This window comes from Pseudomonas sp. Pseusp88 (genome assembly GCF_047303955.1).
Lineage (GTDB): Bacteria > Pseudomonadota > Gammaproteobacteria > Pseudomonadales > Pseudomonadaceae > Aquipseudomonas.
In genome coordinates, this window is sequence record NZ_JBGLYM010000007.1 from 181,883 (window position 1) to 198,609 (window position 16,727).

The window sequence follows — 16,727 nt, forward strand, 5'->3', positions numbered from 1 at the left end:
GAGGCAGTACCTGATAGGGGTTTCAGGTACAGAAGAATCGATCAGGAGGAGGGCGTCAGTAGGAAACCATTATCAGGTGGCTAAGGGGTTGATCGGCTGCTCGTACAAGGTCTCACAGACTGCTGGACGATGGTGCCGCCTCGGGAGGCGTGGCAAGCCAGTCGATTGCAGACAGCAGTGAATCCTCGGTGGCCGCGCCTAAGAGCTTGATTGATCGCTGGGTCAGGTTGTCAGTAATGATGAGGGTGGGAGTGGCATCTATTTTCTTCATTGCGGCTTCTTTGACTTGCTGTTGGACACGTTGGCCAACAGCCTGTGTCGGCGCTGAACAGCCCTCGACCGCTATGGCCAGATCTGCAGCTTGGGACGATGAGACATCAAGGTTCGTTGGCAGACCTGCACCATTGGAGCGTGTCTGCCGATAGATCAATTCCACGACCGTCCAGAAAGCCTGATTGCCACTGCTCATACCCACGCATTCGGCCAGGCGGGCCTCACGACCGGCCACGGGCTCATGAATGGACAGTGGCAGGTGGTGCCATTGAAGATTGACGTCAGCTTGCGTATCAATCCAGGACTTCAGCTGCGGGAAGTAATCCTTGCAGTAAGGGCATTCCAGATCTGCGTACTCGGTGACGGTGAATCTGGCGCCGGGGGCGCCATAGATCCAGGGACCGTTCTGCACCGGTGTCGCCTTGACGCTGGTGCCGATCAGAGCGGCGCATACGGTCAAGAGCATCAGAGCTGTGCAGACGGTCACGAGCGCTATCAGGATACCGGTGACGCTCCACTTATTGGCAGACCACAGGTTTCTCATCACGCTGATGCGCCTCCTGATTCAACCAGCCTGAGCGCAGACGTCTTGCCAAACAGTTCCTTTTCCAGCGTCTCCAGGAGCAAGCGCTGCGCGCTGTCCGGCTGAGGGTGTTGGGTCAGCCATCTGTCCAAGGCTTTGCGCAGCTGCGCTTCGATATCCCTGCGATCCACGGCGTTGTGTTTGACCGTCTGCAGGTGCTCGATCAGTACCGGGGCACAAACGTGCAATGCCGCCAACGAATCTTCCTGGGGAACCTGCAGCAGCTGGGTCAGCGAATCAATTAGGTTTTGAGTCAAGGTGTCCATGGCTCTCATGCCAGGTTCTCCGGGGCTTGTGTAGGGAATGTAATGGTGGGTGGTTCGATCCCCCGTTTGCGGTCCAGGTCTTGCGCTACGCCCAGGGCGGCGCCGAGTTCGTCTACGCCCAAGGACTGCATCAGGTCGTAACGTTGCTTTTTCTCTTCTGGCTCAGTCATCGCCAGTGCCAGATAAAGGCTCGGAGGGACTGCACGGAACAGCACTTCCATCGATTTGGACATGATGACGCCTTCGGTGAACTTGCCGCTTTCCTTGCGGGCCGAGAGCATCAGCGATTTTTGCGCAGGGGATAGCTCGCGGAATTTCGCGATTTTCTCAACCTCGTCAGGCGGCATGTTCAGACAGATCCACCACTCGATCATGTTGAGCATCGGTGCCGCAGCGGGCGGCAAGTCATCGATGTTCTGAGTGGCGAGCCAGAACCAGGCGCCGAGTTTTCGCCACATCTTGGTGATCTTGATGATGTAGGGCGAGAGCAGCGGGTTCTTGGTGACGATGTGGCCCTCATCCGTCACGTTGACGATGGGTCGACCTTTGAACTGGTCACGCTCGGCAATGTTATTGACCGTGTTGATCAGCGAGATATAGGCGATCGACAGCTGGGCGTTGTAGCCCTCTCGCGCATAGGTGGCCAAGTCCACAATCGTGATGTCCGCTTCCGGCCACGGTGTACCGTCACGGTTGAACATGTCGCCATCGGCGCCCATACAGAACATGTCCATGGCCTCGGCCATTTCCAGCATGCGCTCCCGGCGAGCCTCGGGAATGGAAGTATCTTTGCCGGCAGCGGTGAGGGCATCCCGAACATCCTGAGTTCGAACGGTGCGTGATTCTTTTGCACAAGTCTTGGCGGCCAAGAGGATGCAATGGCGAATGGCACTTCGATCAGCCCTGGTGAGACGAGCGTCTTCCTTCTCCTCACCACCGGTAATCATCAACCTGGCGACGATTTCCATCTCGCCCAGGACATCACGCTCATCCTCGTCATCCGCTGGGGAGGTGGTAGCCGAGTGATCGTCAGATCCATCGATATCATCGGCGTCCAGCGTTTTGACCTTATGCGGCGATTCGACCAGGCGAATAGCATCGGCGAATGGGGCCAGGCTGACGCCTGAGCCTGGAGCGAGCTTCAGGCGGTTGACGGTCAGCCCAAGCTTCTTGGCAAAGTCCCCCAGCAGACCAAAGCTGTTCCCCGCCTCGACAATGAACAGGCGAGGTCGATACACGGCGATCAACTGGTTGATCAGATAGTTCAGGGTGGCCGACTTACCCGCACCGGTCGGGCCGAAGATGAACATGTGCGCGTTCATCTGCCGGTCCAGCTTGTTCAGCGGGTCCACCGTCAAGGGCGCACCACCTCGGTTGAACAGTGTCAGCCCAGGGTGGCCGGTGCCGCTTGCCCGGCCCCAGACAGGGCACAGATTTGCAATGTGTTGGGCTAGCATCATCTGCACGTACCAGTCCAGGGCACGGCTTTGAGTGACATCGAAGTTGGCCGGCAGCCAGCGAAGATAGCTATTCAAAGGCGCCACTTCATCGGCTGGCGAAACAGGCTCCATCCCAGCACCGAGCAGGGCGTTCGTTAGAGCCATGCTTCGATCATTCAATTGTTCCTCGTCGCGGCCGCTGAGATAGAACGCCACACTTCCGCGATAGAGTTTGTGCTTCCTGCCGATGAGTTTGCGCGCATCGTCCACAGCCTCGCGGGTCAGGGCAGACGCCTGGTTGTCTCCGACCGATTTACGAGCCAACTTCTCCAGGTGCGCCTCGAGCACATCCTGAGGGGTAATCACGAGCGTGATGTTGAGGACGGTGTCCTCTGGCAACTTGTCGAACAAAGCATGCAGGGCATCGCCGCCCTTGCGGGTTTCACCGGTCAAATGCCCCGTTTTGGGGGCCTCGCGTAGGCGATCGAGGACGACCACGCGGTGGGGAAGGCCGTCGAAGTACCACAACCCTTTGGCAACGTCCGACCGTGGCTCTCTGTAAAACAGGCTCTGGGCGAAGTCGCCGCCGCTGGCCAGCGGCAATTCGTCCTCTTCGGGTTTGCCGGTGCGGGTATTTACCAGCTCGAAGAATCGATCAATATCGCGGCGGGCTGAGCCCAAGTGATCGGCGTGAGGGTTGAACCAGTGCAGAAGCCAGTGTCGGATATCGTGGCCATCCATGCGTTTTGTCTTGATGCCGGCATTGGCCAGGCCGCCGACAAGGCGCTCACAAATGTTGCGCAGGTACATGGCCGGAGTCTGGCCACGTATCTTTCCATCGCCGGTACTGGTACTGCGGCGATAGACAACCATGCGCACACGTCGCTGCTGGCCGCGCCATGGCAGTTGCGAGACCTTGGTGTCCTCAAACAGCCCGCCCGGCTTGGAAATCGCCGCCAGGTGATGTTTGAACAACTGCAGGTACATTTCCGTGAAGGCAGTGCCCTGGGCGCGCGGTTGTATGTACTCGCGCAGTTGCTGCAGGTAATCATCCCAGCTGGTTTCGTCCTTAGCATAAAACTGCACAACCCAGGGCGACTCATCCAGTTCGTCAAAGCTGTCCTGCAGTGCATTTTCCAGAGCATCACGAGCTTTGCGCAGCCACTCCGGATCCCGGCCCTCGGTGCCAATGGGCGTGATCTCAAAGAAGGCTGCCAGCGATTTGCCATCCTCGAGGAGCATGGCCTGCTCATCAGGCAGGTACTCAGCCCAAGGTAATAGATCCACAAAGCTGGGCTTCACGTCATACAAGGCAGAAACATCGGCCACAGTGGCCGGTTTGCTTTTCGAATCCTGCCAGTTGCCGGGCGTTGGTACGCCCTGGGCACTGAGGCGTCCAAGGTAACGCTCCATCGCCTCATCCATGGATGCCGATGCGGCTGATGGTGTTTCCTTCTGTGGTGGCTGAGATATGGGCTCGTCGGCGGTGATCAGCTCTTCAGTGACCTGTTCCAGGGACGTAACCACGGCGTCATTTGCAGGCTTCGAGTGCCTCAGGCTTTCCAGAAGTCCCATCAATAATCCTCCACCCGTTCACCGGGCATCGCGTACTGCACGCGCTGATATAGTGGGAAAACGGTCGTATACCCAGGTACTGGCGCTGGGTCAGAACCCGCCAGGTGCGGGAACACGTACATGACCAGGTCAGGGTTGGGCAGTCGCTTGAACTGGCTGTAGATCTCGTTTTGAGAGGTGCGGGTGTAGGCTGCGTTTTCCTGCAGGCCTCCTTGGCCCGCTTCGAGGGGGCGGCGCAACTGCGCGCGGGCATCGAGCATCTGTCGGTTGCTGGAGCTTGTTCCTGAGCCTGCAGTGCCGCCATCCCAGACGTCCATCATGGTGTTCTTGCCATGAGGCAGCATTTGCTCCTTGTCCGTCGAGCAACCGCCCAGCAGCACAATGGCCAAGAGAGCGCAGAGGCATGCTGGCTGGCGAAAGAGGCTGGATGATTTAGTCCAGATTGGCAGCGGCATGGCGTGCTCCTGTGCCGTAGTTGACCTTGCGGCCCTTGATTTCGTAATCGATGTCCAGCTCCTGGTCCAGGTGCAGGACGACCTTGGCGCCAGGCTCTACGTACACTGCCGCGAACGCCTGGCCGTAGAGCTTGTTCACCCAGGCAGAGATATCGCTGACGCCCGAGTTGAGGATCTGGCCCATGGCCTGGTTGCCGGACACACCGGTGGTGCCGAGGGTGCTGCCGGAGCTTGATACGTAGGATGAGGTGGTGTTATCGGTCTTGATCAGTGACGCAGCGCCGGCACCGGCGGCCGTGATCAAGGCCTGGGAACCGATGTATTGAGCGGCGTTGCTGCGCCGTTCACCGCTGATGCAGGGAATGCCATAGGGATCACTGATCCAGCCCATGCCACCCTGGACGGGCTGCGGCTGACCAGCGCTGGCCTGGTTCTGATTTTGGTTGCTGTTGTTCTGCTGGCCATCCTTGCTCGGCGCCGGCAGTGTGCGGATGGTGCCGTCGGTGAAGACGAAGGTCATGCTGCGGATCTGCCCACGCACACACGACAGCGTCCAGTCACCGGACGCCGTGCCGCTGGCCACGGCACCGGCCACGTCCGGCAGGTCGATACCGTTGGCTGTCAGGTTGTCCGGACCGATAAGCACTTTAAAAGGGTAGGGGTCGTTCACAGTACCATCGACAGGGACGCGGCCAATCAGTGCAGACATGGCCACCGAGCCCATCAATGTAGAGTTCTGTGGCAGCGTGTAGACCTTACGGACTTTTTTGCGTGACTCCTGCTGACCGGTTGGGCTCATGCTGTCGCTCACACGCTCCGCACCGCTGTTGAGCGCTTTCTGTCCCCGATCCACCGAGTCACCGAATGACGACGGGAAGCTGAAGCTGCTCGGCTGCAGGCTTGATCCAGCAGCGATGGGCTTGCCTGTGGAGTCCACGGCAGTAGCGTCTTGCGGATTGATCCAGATGATTTCCGAGCTATCACTTGGCTTTTTGACATCCACGCCTTCCCCAGCCGCGATTCCCAGGCCAATGGGCATGTCGTTGTTCGAGGCGGCAGGTTTACCCAAATTGTCGAACTGCTTTTGAATCATTTCAGTCAGACTCTGCTGCCGCTGCACGCTGTCCGATTTCATTTGTTCTGTTGCAGCTTGAACGCGCTGAGTGACTACCTGATCGATGTTTCCCAGCTTGAGCTTGAGTGTTTCGTTTTCCTGCTTAACAGCCTGGTTATCCGAGAGCACCTGGTTGACTTGGTCCTTGAGCTGACGACCTTCTGCAACCATCGTGCGCAGGGTGTCGCTTGGCGTATCGCCGTCGACGCCCATTGCCTTAGCTTGCTCGGCGGTCAGTGTTGGGCCGCCTGCGTCACCGCCGTTTGTAGCCGGTTTGTTGCTGAACGCCTTGTTCCCCAGAATCACTGCAAGGACGATAATGGGGATAACCAGTATTTTGAGGAGCGGATTACCTTTCATGATCGGCCTCCTGTTTCACGCGCGGGTCGGCTTGACCAATTGACGGGAGCACCGACTGACCGATTCCATGCCCGCGGGTGACGACATACAGCGTGGTCGTGTCCGTCGCGTCGCCCTTGGCTCCCAGGTAATTGTGTTGAAAGGTCGCCGTCACCAGGTCGCCCATCAACTCCCGTGGATCAAGTGAGAGACGTTGCGTGGTCTGATTGCGCAGCTTGACCGCAGTAACCCAGTAGTCGTCCAGTTGCCATGAGCCTAGTGCGGAGGCGACCACCGGCAGGGTTGGCAGCAGGGTTGAAAGGTCAGCGCGTCGATCCAGCTTCACCTGGATGATGCCCTCCACGGGCTCCACGGTTCGAAGGGGGGCGTACAGCATTTGCGATGCATAGCGAGTGAGAACTACCGGTACGGGTGTTTCACGTTTGGGCGGTGTGTCGTCTTCCTCGGCCTCTTCCTCATCGCTGGTATTAACGGCTGCTGAGGCGGTGCGACTGGTGGCTTTCTGCGCCGGTTTGCTGGTCCCGTAACGGGTAGGAGTCGTGTCGCCGGCGATGATTTTGACCGGCTCAAGGGCGGCCTGGTCTTTTGGCGCTGTCATTGCGGCGATATCCACCAGCATGATTTCGCCGGTTTGAACATTTTGCAGCTGCAGGCGTGTGGGTTCGATGGTCTCCTTGGCGAGCAGATAGATAGCACCACCAATGCTCTGAACCCGCAATTTGTCGGTCAATGATCGAGGGATGCCTACCCGAACATTTTGATCCAGAAAAACGATGCGTTCTTGTCCGACGACCAGCGGGACCGCCAATGGCAGCCGTTCCCAGCGCATGATCTCTACCGCCTGGGCCGACCAGGTCGCCATGAGCAGGCAAGCGACGGTGCTAAATCGTGCTGCGAGGCGAAATACTGTCATTTGGCACCCCCGGCAGAAGGAAGCGGGGTGGCGTCGATTCGCTGAGGCGTGCCGCTGTAGCAATCCCATGCCATGCCAAAGGGGTTCTTTTCCGGGTCAACATCCTGGCGAATGATGTGCAACGGGTAACGAGCGAACGCACGTTTGACCAGTTCACCACCGAGGTATTCATCAGCGGATATGTCCAGGTTAACGGTCCACTCGTTGATCGAGAGCTGCTTGACGTGCAACGTCGGCTCGTCGCCATAGCCTCGACCCGGAATCTCATACACGCCTCGCACGCGCTTGCGCAGCTCACCGCTGTTGCGCCGCAGTTCGAAATCACTCTGCAGGTAGGTTCGGCAGGTCGGCGTCAGGTAGGCGGTGAGCTGGACGAGATTGCGCTCGTAGTCCGCTTCACCATTGGTGGGCCAGCGATTGAGCTGCTGGAAGATATAAAAGCCGAAGGTGTAAACCGACTCAGGAGGGACATCCCACCACTTACGTGTACTGCCCGAGCGCAGATCGGGAGGCACATGAACAGTTAATTCGCGCGGTGCGGACCACCAGCCGTAGCCCAGGCCGGAGCAAATAACAGCAATCACGACCAATGCAATACGCAGGCTCATGATGTGCGCGCGCTGCGCGTCTGCGAGCTTCCAGAAACGACTCATAGTTGCCCTCGGCGTTTACAGGTCCAAGCGCCCGAGCGGATCACCAGGCGCGCGCTGTTCATGAAGGTCGGGCCTTGTTCGGCAATCAGCCACTGGGCACGGCGATACAGCCAGGTTTCAGGTCTGCCACGCTTGAGCCTGCGCAATACACGCGCGGCGATCAGAAGTCCGGCTGTGCCGCCGGCGAGTGCGGTGACTATTGGCATCGCGGGCGTGACAAAAAATGCCAGCGGAATGCCGATGACAAAACCGGCGCCGGCACTGCCAAACACGGTCACCCACATCTCGTCAGCGGTCAGCCCACCAATGACGACGGGCTGGTTATTCAGTCTGCTCGGAAGAAAAAGCAACGTTCCGTCATCATGCTGATCACTCATCAGTGCACCTTAATCGTCAGAGTACGGAAGTGGCTTTGGTGACCAGGAAGATCGTGATACCGATCAGGCAGACCCCCACCGTTGCCGTCGCGCCGAGGTCGGCCCACTTTGCCTTTCCTTCGTGGATGGAATGGTAAACGCCGATTGCATGACGCCCGACGATGATCAAAGCAGCGGCACACATCACCAGTCCAAGGAGCGTGAACCCGTCGAACATGTAGTTCTGGACCGTTTGCATAATGCTTGTGCCCTCGCCCCGGGTAGGGGCCTGGGCCTGCGGCAGGGCCGCAAATGACATCTGCGGTAGCGCGGCCAACAAAACTGCTGCCTGAATGGCCGAAGCGGTTCTGATGCGTTTTGCGCGTGCAGATAAGCGAGGAAGGAACGGCATTTAAATCTCCTAAAGGTCAGTGCAAAAGCATGAAACTCATGATCATGAACATCAGGGTCCAGCGGATGACTCCGGCGGTTGCCGCAGCTTGATCGAGGTTGCGTGTCGACCATCCGCGGTAGATGCTCTGGAACACCCACACTCCCCACAGCGTGGTAACGACGACGGCCAACCCCACCCACAAGACGTTGCTGTCGGCAGCGGAGAACCCGCCTGCGGTCTGGAACGCGCTGGATTGGGCAGAGGACATCGTCATGGCTGACGTTCGCTGTTGGTGGTGTAGTGCCCCGACAGCTCGGTGGTGTCTCTGGGCTGTGCCCGTGACGGCGAGAGGTAGTCCTGCAGGCCTTGGCGCATACGCGCTACATCGCCTGCCAGGCGCTGGTAGTCAAAGTGATAACGCTGGGACCCATCGTTTGGCAGTTCTCCGCTGCGCCGCGCAACAGCTTCGAGCGCATTGAGCTCGCGAATCATGACTTCGACGTTCGCTTGCTCGGAGGCAGTGCCTGCGGCTTGGGCCTGACTCACGCAGAAAAGGCTGGCGACGATCAAGGTGGCCATGCACACGTTGCATAGCAACGAGCCGGTTTTCTTCGGGGAAGTGATTTTCAATTTGGGGGCCTCTGTATCCTGCTGCGGGGCAATGTCCACAGCATGACCAGAGGCCAGATTTGAATCAGCAGGAAACCCTTATCAGGTCCAAGAGGGTTTAATTGCGCCTGTATACACGAACAATCAGCGGGCCTGTGAGCGCTTGAAGAGCAGCAAAAAGCCGATGGTTAGCGCATAGCCAAATGCCCAACCTTGAGCGTTTTGATTGCCTACCTGGTCGTGGCCACGGTTGATCGGTTGAGCGCTCACCAGCTCCCATCCTTCCAGGCCATGACGATTGAGCACGGCCAGGGATTCAGGACTGTTCAGGTAGGCCTGAATGTCCGGCTCAGTGGTTTCGTTGGTTGATTTGAAGAGCAGACCGCTTGTGACGGTCTTGTAAGGGAGGGGTACGAAAGCGTGGGTGTATTCGAATGAGGTCATGTGGCACCGGCTGCAAGTTGGGTTGAGGCAGGCTTGCAGTCGATGGCCTGCTACAGCAAGGCGAAACCCTTTTTTGTGTTGTTTAGGGTTTCAGGGACAGATGGATCCACTCGGACCATGTTGGGGGCACTGGGGGCTGCGGAATTCGTGGCCGTCCTCAAATCTGGTTGACACAAGTGTCACCTTGTATATCCTTGTTATTGAGGACTGCAACTGCGCATTCGTCGGGACTGGGCACCAGCAAAAGCCCCCCCGCATTTCTGGCAGCAGAGAAAGCTGGTTTCTCTGAAGTAGTGACGACGGGCATAGCCGGTCGGATTCTGAACCCAAGGTCGCAAGACTGGGAGCTAAAGAATCGCTGCGACTACTCCTCTAGAACATTGAAAAGGCGCCCTATGGGCGCCTTTTTCATTTGTCTGTTGGTTTTGGTTCAGGTGCTGTGAGATCAGGTTTGATCGGTCGCGGAATCTGACCTACCAACGTGCCATGCGCTCGACGTTGGGGATACCAGGTCACTACGTAATAGCCAAACCCGGTAGTACGCTCGTGACGAGGTTCAAGGATCAGTGTTCCTGCCGATGTCCTCAACACCGCAATGCGGTTCCCACCACGTTGTTCTTTGAACTCACAGTAGATTTGCGCTCCTGGAACAATCATTTTTGCGATGAATCCGGCCACTGCGTCGATGGCGGCACACCCTTGCTTGAGCAAATCCGGTTGATGAGCCTCCCAGATGTGAATTACACCAAAACCGCTGTTTACGCGGCGGTGAACACCCACGCGCAAATAGACCTCACCGCCCGGCAAGCCGAATTTCGGCATGTCAGGAATTGTTCCAAAGCTAAACCCGCCGTCAGGATGGGCTACAAGTGTGTTTTCTTTGAGTTTGAGCAGTTCAGACAAAACCGAATCCAGACCATGGTGGACGATAGACACTGACCGTCATGATTGTGACACGTCTAAAACCAGACGCGACGAACAGTCACGTACAGTTCTGGGACAAAGTTAAACACTCAGCCATTTACCTTGCCGCAGCCATGAGGGCTTTGTTGTCCTTGAACCGCTGCATAATGTCGATGACCAGAGAGTTGACCGCCAGGATCTTCATCGCCCGCGTAACCGACACGTACAGCAGATTCAGTTCATCGTCGCGCTTTGCCGCATCGATGTCGGGTGACAGAGGGTCTGCGCTGAAGTCCTCGTACAGACACACAAAGTCCCATTCAAGGCCTTTGGCTCGATGCGCGGTAGTCAGCGTGACCGTGGCGTCCAGCTCGTTGGTGACGGAGCTTTGTCGCAATCCATCGATGCGCGCCGGCAGATCCGGATACGCCTCAATGATCCTGATTGACCGCAGCATTTCAGGATCCTGGGTCGCCTTGGCAATCACGACGTATTGGTCGTAGTCACGGTAGTCCGTCAGCAGTTTGCGGTTCTGCACGTTGTCCCTGATATCACGGCTGAAGTAGAACAGGTCCTCGAGGTCGCGCAATGAGTAACTGTCGATGCCTCCGACCCAGTGCATCCGATGATTTTTGCTCACCAGGCTCAGTGCATTTTCGATTACGCCACTGACAGTGCGGTGCAGAAACGTTTGGTGAGGCAGATCCTCCGGCAACTTTCGCTTTACCTGGGTAGGCTGGCCAAGGCCCTGCAAAGGGATCGTTTCACCTTTGAAAGAAAGGATGATGTTGGCCACGTGGGCCACCGCTGGGCCAAAGCGAAAGCTCTTGGTCAGGTAATGGTGTTCAGCATCTCGCATCCAGGGACCGCTCAAAGCATCCACTGCGCCGCGGAAGCGATAGAGCTGCTGATGCCGGTCACCCACTGTGACCTGGGTAATTTTCTGAGACTGGACCAGGTCCGCAATGACCGGGTTAACATCCTGCCCCTCATCGAGTAGCACGGCATCGAAGCGCTGACTTAGATCCGGCTTACTCAACTGGTAGAGCTTCAAATAGCCATCGTGGGTCATCGATACGCTGCGATCCTGCAGATCCACCATACGTGCCCAGATGCTTTTCGCTGCATTGACGGCCTTGGTCTGATAGTCCTGCTGAGCGGAAGTGAGCATTCGATTGTTCTGGAAACGAAGCAGGTGAGCGCTGTTCAATGACATGTCTTTGCTGGCCATGAACACGTTCAAGATCGACACAACGTCCTTGGCCAACTCCCAATCCTGGATCTTTAGCGTGCGCGCGATATCGGTCAGCCGCAGATTACCTGCCAGTTTGTGCTTGTACTGAGTGCCATAGACGGCGTGAGCCAAGCCGTGGGCGGTTTTGCAGGTGACATTGCGCGGGAAGCGGTTTTTCGCCGCCATCTCTACCGCTTTGTTGTAGCAGAGGTAAAGCATGCGCATTGAGGACTTCTCCTCGGCATAGCCGACCAGCATCGTGGTTTTCCCGGTACCGGCATAGGCCTGCACCAGAAGCTTCTTGGCCTGTGACTGAATTGCCGGAGTCTGTTCATCGGTCCATTTCATGCTCATCACCACAAATTTTTGCGCACTAACAGGCGATCAATAGACCCCTGCAGCTGCTGGAGAATGGGATTACAGGTACTTCTTGAAACTGGAAGCGGTAATGCTCACCGAGAGCCCCAGAAGCGCAGCGCATGGCAGCAGCACCAGTAATGGGCTGACACTGAAAGGCAGAGCCAGATAGAGCGACCAGGGCATGATCACCAGGGGCATCATGGTCGAGCGCGCTTTGTGGTACAGATAACTGGATTCTCGGCCAGCACCGAAGCGCCGCAGATCCCGCCGTACCAGCCCGTCGACGAGCCCGACAAATGCCGCCATCACGAACAGTGGGATCGCCAGGGTGAGAATGACCAGGCGCACGCAAAACACCAGTGCGGTGTAGAGTGCGGCCAGGCCATAGTCCTGGACCTTGGTGACCACCCATGCCAGCTCATAGGTGAAGTCAAATCCACCGCCAGGACGCCCGTGCTGGGCATAGGCGGTCATTTTGGTCAGCCAGTCGAGTAGGCCCGTCTTCACTACCAGCCAGTCATAGGTAAACTGGACCAGCCACTTGGCGGTGTGCCCGGGTTCTTGGACGATTACACTTTGCAGAAACCCCTGAGACAGCCACCCAAGCTCGTGATCGAGCATGCCCTGGGAGTGATGCCAACCAGCCTCCGGCCAAAAGAAATAGAGACACAGCCACTCGACGATGATCGCGCCGCCGAGTGAGAGGAACATCACACCGATGAAACGGAAGGGCAGGCTTAGCAGGGAGCCAAACCAGGTCTGTTCCCTGACCTGCTGTTGCTGCGCTTTTTCGGCCACGTCAGCCATGAGTTACGTCTCCTACTCAAGCGGCCGCGTCATCGGGCTTGGCGATTTGCTGGAAGTCCTCAATCAGGTCCTGGGGCAGCGCTTCAGTGAGAGATCGATACCCTGGGGCTTCCCACCAGCCACTGTCTCCCACTTTGCCCACCTGGTAGGTCTGCCGCATGCTTTCGGCCAGGGCTTTTAAATCCGGCGGCATGACTTCATCCGGATCGTTCGCCGGCAGAGGCATGCGGACTTTCCACAGGTTGCCGCCCTCGATCAGCGCGAAACACTGACCTTTGGGCAGTCCGACGACGTGGGCAGGCTCGATCATCGGCACGCTGACCGAGCTGACCTGGTCATGAGTGTTGGAGGTGAATGCCGTTTCGCCCGACGCGGCATCGCTGGCCGAGCTGGCCGGTGTTGTGGTGAATACCTGCACCTTGGGCAACTGATTGGTCAGCAGCTCTGCCGTGGACGTTTCACGAACGCGCAACATGAACACGTTGTTGAAGTTACCGATCACCTGACCGGCCTTGGCCTTGTTGCCGATCTTCGCCTCGATGTCGCTCATGGTTTGGGTGTAGGCCGTCACTTGCATGCCAGCGCCGCCGCCCTTGTTGATCATGGGGATGAACTCTTCGCCCATCAGTTCGTTGAATTCATCGGCGTGCAGGTTGATCGGCACCTTCGAGCCCGCGATGGCACCTGGTAATCCGTCGTCGATACCGAACTTGTAGATGTGGCCGGCCACCGAGACCAGGTCGGAGAACATGGAGTTGCCCACTGCAGCGGCCACCTCGGTATCGGACAGCGCATCGAGGCCGACGTACACCACGGCGCGTTTGCGGACGACCTGCATCCAGTCGAAGATCGGGCGCGGGTCGTTGACGTCCTGGTAGTCGGGCGAAATCAGCTCAGCCATGCGTCCGGTGGTCAGCTTTTCCAGAAGCGGCAGCAGGGATGCCACAATCTTGTCAAAGTAGGTCTTGTCGTAACGGACCGCGCTGCGCAGGCCGTCCATGACTGGATCTGATACCCGGGTCTGCGAGAGATATTGGTCTATCGCAACCACTCGGAACGGGCGGCCTTTCATGTTGAACGGAATGTTCTTATCGTTGAGCTTGCCTTCAATCGCTACGATGCTGTCCCAGGCCTTGGGATCGTTCTCCGCGAAGTACTTGGTCGCGTACTCGACGAATATGCCTTCGATGTTGATCACGTGCTGCTGGATCTGCAGGTAGTCAGGTCGACGGCCGAGCGCCACCAGCGCCCGAGCGATGATGTTGACGAATCGCCAGGCGAACTCGCGGAACGCCGCAGAGTTGCCTTCACCGGACAGTTGACCCGCGATACGGGTGGCCACCTCAGAGATTCGACCAAATCGGCCCACGGCGTTGTAGCGTGCCGAATGATCCGGCCAGCCCAGGTGGAAAACATAGAACTCACTCAAACGGCCAGCCCGCTTGGCCTCGACGTACATTCGTTTGAGGAGGTCGGCATCGCCTTTAGGGTCAAACACGATAACAACCTCGTGCTGGCCATTGCGTTTACGGCGAATATCCTGGGTGATGAACAGCTCAGCCAGACGGGTTTTTCCAACCCGGGTGGTGCCCAGTACAATTGAATGGCCTACCCGCTCGCTCAGGGGCAGAGAGACGTTCTCCTCGTAGGGCTCGATGCCATGCAAGCGCGGCAACCCACCGACCGGTGGCAGCGGCCGCATGGGATTGATCGGCACATCCCACGACGTCGCCCTGGCCAGCACCTTGATCGGCCAGGGCGCAAACTCCGCTCGCTGCTCGAAGCGACGGGCCATTCGAAACAGTGGCGTGGCCTCCACATAGCTTGCGTACTGAGGGAGATAGGTGTCCATGAGCCGCTGGGTATGTCGCTGTTGCCAGCGAAAGCCCAGGCCAATGAAAAGCCGCTCATTGCTGACCGGCACTTCCTTACTGGTCATGGTGTAGTGAGGTAGCCGGCGAATGTTTCTTCGGTACCGCAACACTCGCGAGGCTTGCTTCAATCGCACGATGCCCAGGACCAGAAAACCTGCCGCGCTTACGGCTCCAAACAGAGGGGTGAGTGCAAATGCCCAGGGTGCGAAAACACAGAGAAATGCTCCAGCGGCGCACACCGCAACGGTGTAGAGCTCTACTGCCGGTCGAAGGAGGGAGTCAATCGCATAGTCGGTGGCCATCAGACCTCCTATTGCTCAATCGCAGTGGCGGTGATGAGAACCGGGTAGTGCTCCAGGCCCAGACGCTGAGCAAGATCGTCCCCCGGTGTTGGTGCTATACGAACTCCGGTGATCCAGCTCTGAATGACCGCCAGGCGCTGGCTGGACGTAACGTTGACCACTAGGCCCATTGCCTGCATTTGCCGGAGCGCGTCTGCGTGCTGAGTCAGCCAGAGCCGTGATTGTTCGTCGTCCCCGACCAGGAAAAATGGCGTCAGGCCAGGCGCATTAATGACACGGCCCTGAACTAGGCCTGGCGATAAGCGTGTCGAACTCACCGGCAGGCCTTGAGCCCTCGAAACGTCCAGTTTGCCGATGGGCGAAGTTGTGACGGGGGCGGATGGCTGTGGGTTTAGCTCCCGGTAATAGGGTAATGCTGAGTCACCGCCTCGGTCGTCGACCACGATCAGCGGTGATGCATACAGCGGTAGCGTCGTCATGCCCATCAATGTGATCAGGGTCAGCTTGAGAAGTTTGTTCATGGGTTGCCCGCCAGTTGAGTGATGCCGGTCACCCGACTGAGGTGTTCGGCGAATAATTTGCGGTAGCGCGCGGCCGCTGGACCTCCCGCTGGATGGTGGTAACGACCGGCAGCTGCGATCCAGTTACCAGTGGCTGCGTAATGCTCGGCCAGGAGCTGGGAGGCCACTCTCAGATTGGTGTAGGGATTCAAGGATTCGCAGGGTTCAGAGAAACGTTGCCCGTTCCAGCCGATGTTCACTTGGCCAAGCCCTGAGTCCACTTTCTTCGGACCCACAGTGGCGACGGCGATCAGCAATGCTCTGCAGGCGTCATCCCGCGTCGCAAAGCGGTAGCCCGCACCGGCAACGTTCAGCGTCCAGGGCCACGGCACCAAGATTCTCTTACGGCCCCGTAAGTAGGTGCCGCTCTCCTGTAGCGCCACGGAGTACAGCACCTCGGAGGGGATGCCCGCCGAGTATGCGGCGAGCTGATAGGCAGGCGGCGGGAGCTCATTACCCTGAGCAGTTAGCAGAAACGACAGGACCGCCGCGCCCGCCAGGCGGGACAGCCATGCTGCGGTCATTGACGCAGCCATTGCCCGTTCACTTCACGTACAACAGCAGGCAACTCGCCGCCCAGGCCAAGGCTCAGCCAGCGGCCCGCGTCGTGGTTCAGGGTTATCTGACGTTTGCGCACGCTGGTTGGGTCAATGTTCGCCTGAATTGCCCAGGCGCGGATCCGCGCGTCATCGCCCTGGCTGCCGACCATGTAGACATCGAATTCTTGCCCCCGGGCCTGCAATGCCTTGACCCGCTGCGCGCAGTCCACGCAGTCGGCTTTGACGAACACAGCCAGGCGTCCGCTTGCCCGAGGGGCAGTGCCCGCAGAGCCTGATCCGGAAGGCTGGATGGGCAGCAGGTTCGGGTAAAGGCGTTTCCACGCTTCATCGTAGGCCTGTTGGTAGGCCAGTTCTTTGGCGGTGCGCTGGGCTTCGGCTTGTACCTGGAGTTCGGCGTAATGCCGGCGCTCTTCATCATTCCTGGCCTCGATGCCCAAGGCGGTCAACGGATCGAGGCCTGGCGAGTAAATCCCTCGGGATCCTTGCATCAGGCCCTGGTAACGCTGCCATTCCTGCTTATCCAGATTCCACTCTTGGGCGCGTGCTTCGGCGGGTCCTTCGATAAAGTTGATGGTCGAGTTGGGCGAATTGCGAACGGAGGCTGTTCCAGAGTCAGCCAGCGCCTGGTTCCACCAGAGGCCCGTCAACCCGGCCAAGATTAAAATGCGTAGGGAAACACGATGCATAGAGACC

General features: G+C 58.2%; 19 protein-coding genes. All 19 read right to left on the reverse strand.

Features of this window, described 5'->3' with window-relative positions; genetic code table 11:
- Positions 1–112: 112 nt before the first annotated feature.
- Positions 113–817, reverse strand: a complete 705-nt coding sequence (locus ACCD02_RS12165) for a DsbA family protein (RefSeq protein WP_413301867.1) — start codon at positions 815–817, stop codon at positions 113–115.
- On the reverse strand, positions 817–1,131 hold the full coding sequence (locus ACCD02_RS12170; protein WP_413301665.1) for a hypothetical protein: 315 nt from the start codon (positions 1,129–1,131) through the stop codon (positions 817–819). The genes ACCD02_RS12165 and ACCD02_RS12170 overlap by 1 nt, the downstream gene beginning before the upstream one ends.
- Positions 1,128–3,986, reverse strand: coding sequence for a conjugative transfer ATPase (locus ACCD02_RS12175; protein WP_413301870.1), 2,859 nt, complete (start codon positions 3,984–3,986; stop codon positions 1,128–1,130). Before ACCD02_RS12175 ends, ACCD02_RS12170 begins: the two co-directional genes overlap by 4 nt.
- A gap of 149 nt (positions 3,987–4,135) precedes the next feature.
- A complete protein-coding gene (locus ACCD02_RS12180) occupies positions 4,136–4,591 on the reverse strand; it encodes a TIGR03751 family conjugal transfer lipoprotein (RefSeq protein ID WP_413301667.1) in 456 nt (151 codons plus the stop codon).
- A complete protein-coding gene (locus tag ACCD02_RS12185; protein WP_413301669.1) occupies positions 4,569–6,065 on the reverse strand; it encodes a TIGR03752 family integrating conjugative element protein in 1,497 nt (498 codons plus the stop codon). The genes ACCD02_RS12180 and ACCD02_RS12185 overlap by 23 nt, the downstream gene beginning before the upstream one ends.
- Positions 6,055–6,927 (reverse strand): TIGR03749 family integrating conjugative element protein, encoded by an 873-nt coding sequence (locus ACCD02_RS12190; protein WP_413301873.1) that lies wholly within the window; start codon positions 6,925–6,927, stop codon positions 6,055–6,057. The genes ACCD02_RS12185 and ACCD02_RS12190 overlap by 11 nt, the downstream gene beginning before the upstream one ends.
- Positions 6,928–6,974: 47 nt before the next feature.
- The gene (locus ACCD02_RS12195) at positions 6,975–7,631 is read right to left on the reverse strand and encodes a PFL_4703 family integrating conjugative element protein (RefSeq protein ID WP_413301671.1); all 657 of its coding nucleotides are present in this window, start codon (positions 7,629–7,631) and stop codon (positions 6,975–6,977) included.
- Positions 7,628–8,008, reverse strand: coding sequence for a TIGR03750 family conjugal transfer protein (locus tag ACCD02_RS12200; RefSeq protein WP_413301673.1), 381 nt, complete (start codon positions 8,006–8,008; stop codon positions 7,628–7,630). The genes ACCD02_RS12195 and ACCD02_RS12200 overlap by 4 nt, the downstream gene beginning before the upstream one ends.
- A 16-nt stretch (positions 8,009–8,024) precedes the next feature.
- Entirely contained in the window at positions 8,025–8,399 is a 375-nt protein-coding gene (locus ACCD02_RS12205) for a TIGR03745 family integrating conjugative element membrane protein (RefSeq protein WP_413301675.1), read from the reverse strand.
- Positions 8,400–8,415: 16 nt separating this feature from the next.
- On the reverse strand, positions 8,416–8,655 hold the full coding sequence (locus ACCD02_RS12210) for a TIGR03758 family integrating conjugative element protein (protein ID WP_259111261.1): 240 nt from the start codon (positions 8,653–8,655) through the stop codon (positions 8,416–8,418).
- The gene (locus ACCD02_RS12215; RefSeq protein ID WP_413301677.1) at positions 8,652–9,011 is read right to left on the reverse strand and encodes an RAQPRD family integrative conjugative element protein; all 360 of its coding nucleotides are present in this window, start codon (positions 9,009–9,011) and stop codon (positions 8,652–8,654) included. Before ACCD02_RS12215 ends, ACCD02_RS12210 begins: the two co-directional genes overlap by 4 nt.
- A 123-nt stretch (positions 9,012–9,134) precedes the next feature.
- Positions 9,135–9,434 (reverse strand): DUF4177 domain-containing protein, encoded by a 300-nt coding sequence (locus tag ACCD02_RS12220; RefSeq protein WP_413301679.1) that lies wholly within the window; start codon positions 9,432–9,434, stop codon positions 9,135–9,137.
- Between the two features lie 408 nt (positions 9,435–9,842).
- Complete coding sequence (locus ACCD02_RS12225) at positions 9,843–10,337, reverse strand: hypothetical protein (RefSeq protein ID WP_413301681.1); 495 nt, start codon at positions 10,335–10,337, stop codon at positions 9,843–9,845.
- 118 nt (positions 10,338–10,455) lie between these two features.
- Positions 10,456–11,919 carry a UvrD-helicase domain-containing protein gene (locus ACCD02_RS12230; RefSeq protein WP_413301683.1) on the reverse strand — a complete coding sequence of 488 codons (1,464 nt, stop codon included), beginning with the start codon at positions 11,917–11,919 and terminating at the stop codon, positions 10,456–10,458.
- A 69-nt stretch (positions 11,920–11,988) separates the two neighbouring features.
- Positions 11,989–12,738: a TIGR03747 family integrating conjugative element membrane protein gene (locus ACCD02_RS12235; RefSeq protein WP_413301685.1), complete on the reverse strand. Its 750-nt coding sequence runs from the start codon at positions 12,736–12,738 to the stop codon at positions 11,989–11,991.
- A 16-nt stretch (positions 12,739–12,754) separates the two neighbouring features.
- Entirely contained in the window at positions 12,755–14,914 is a 2,160-nt protein-coding gene (gene traD, locus ACCD02_RS12240) for a type IV conjugative transfer system coupling protein TraD (protein WP_413301687.1), read from the reverse strand.
- A gap of 8 nt (positions 14,915–14,922) precedes the next feature.
- Complete coding sequence (locus tag ACCD02_RS12245; RefSeq protein ID WP_413301689.1) at positions 14,923–15,435, reverse strand: integrating conjugative element protein; 513 nt, start codon at positions 15,433–15,435, stop codon at positions 14,923–14,925.
- The gene (locus ACCD02_RS12250) at positions 15,432–16,010 is read right to left on the reverse strand and encodes a lytic transglycosylase domain-containing protein (protein WP_413301691.1); all 579 of its coding nucleotides are present in this window, start codon (positions 16,008–16,010) and stop codon (positions 15,432–15,434) included. Before ACCD02_RS12250 ends, ACCD02_RS12245 begins: the two co-directional genes overlap by 4 nt.
- A complete protein-coding gene (locus tag ACCD02_RS12255; RefSeq protein WP_413301693.1) occupies positions 15,995–16,720 on the reverse strand; it encodes a TIGR03759 family integrating conjugative element protein in 726 nt (241 codons plus the stop codon). The genes ACCD02_RS12250 and ACCD02_RS12255 overlap by 16 nt, the downstream gene beginning before the upstream one ends.
- Between the last annotated feature and the right edge of the window lie 7 nt (positions 16,721–16,727).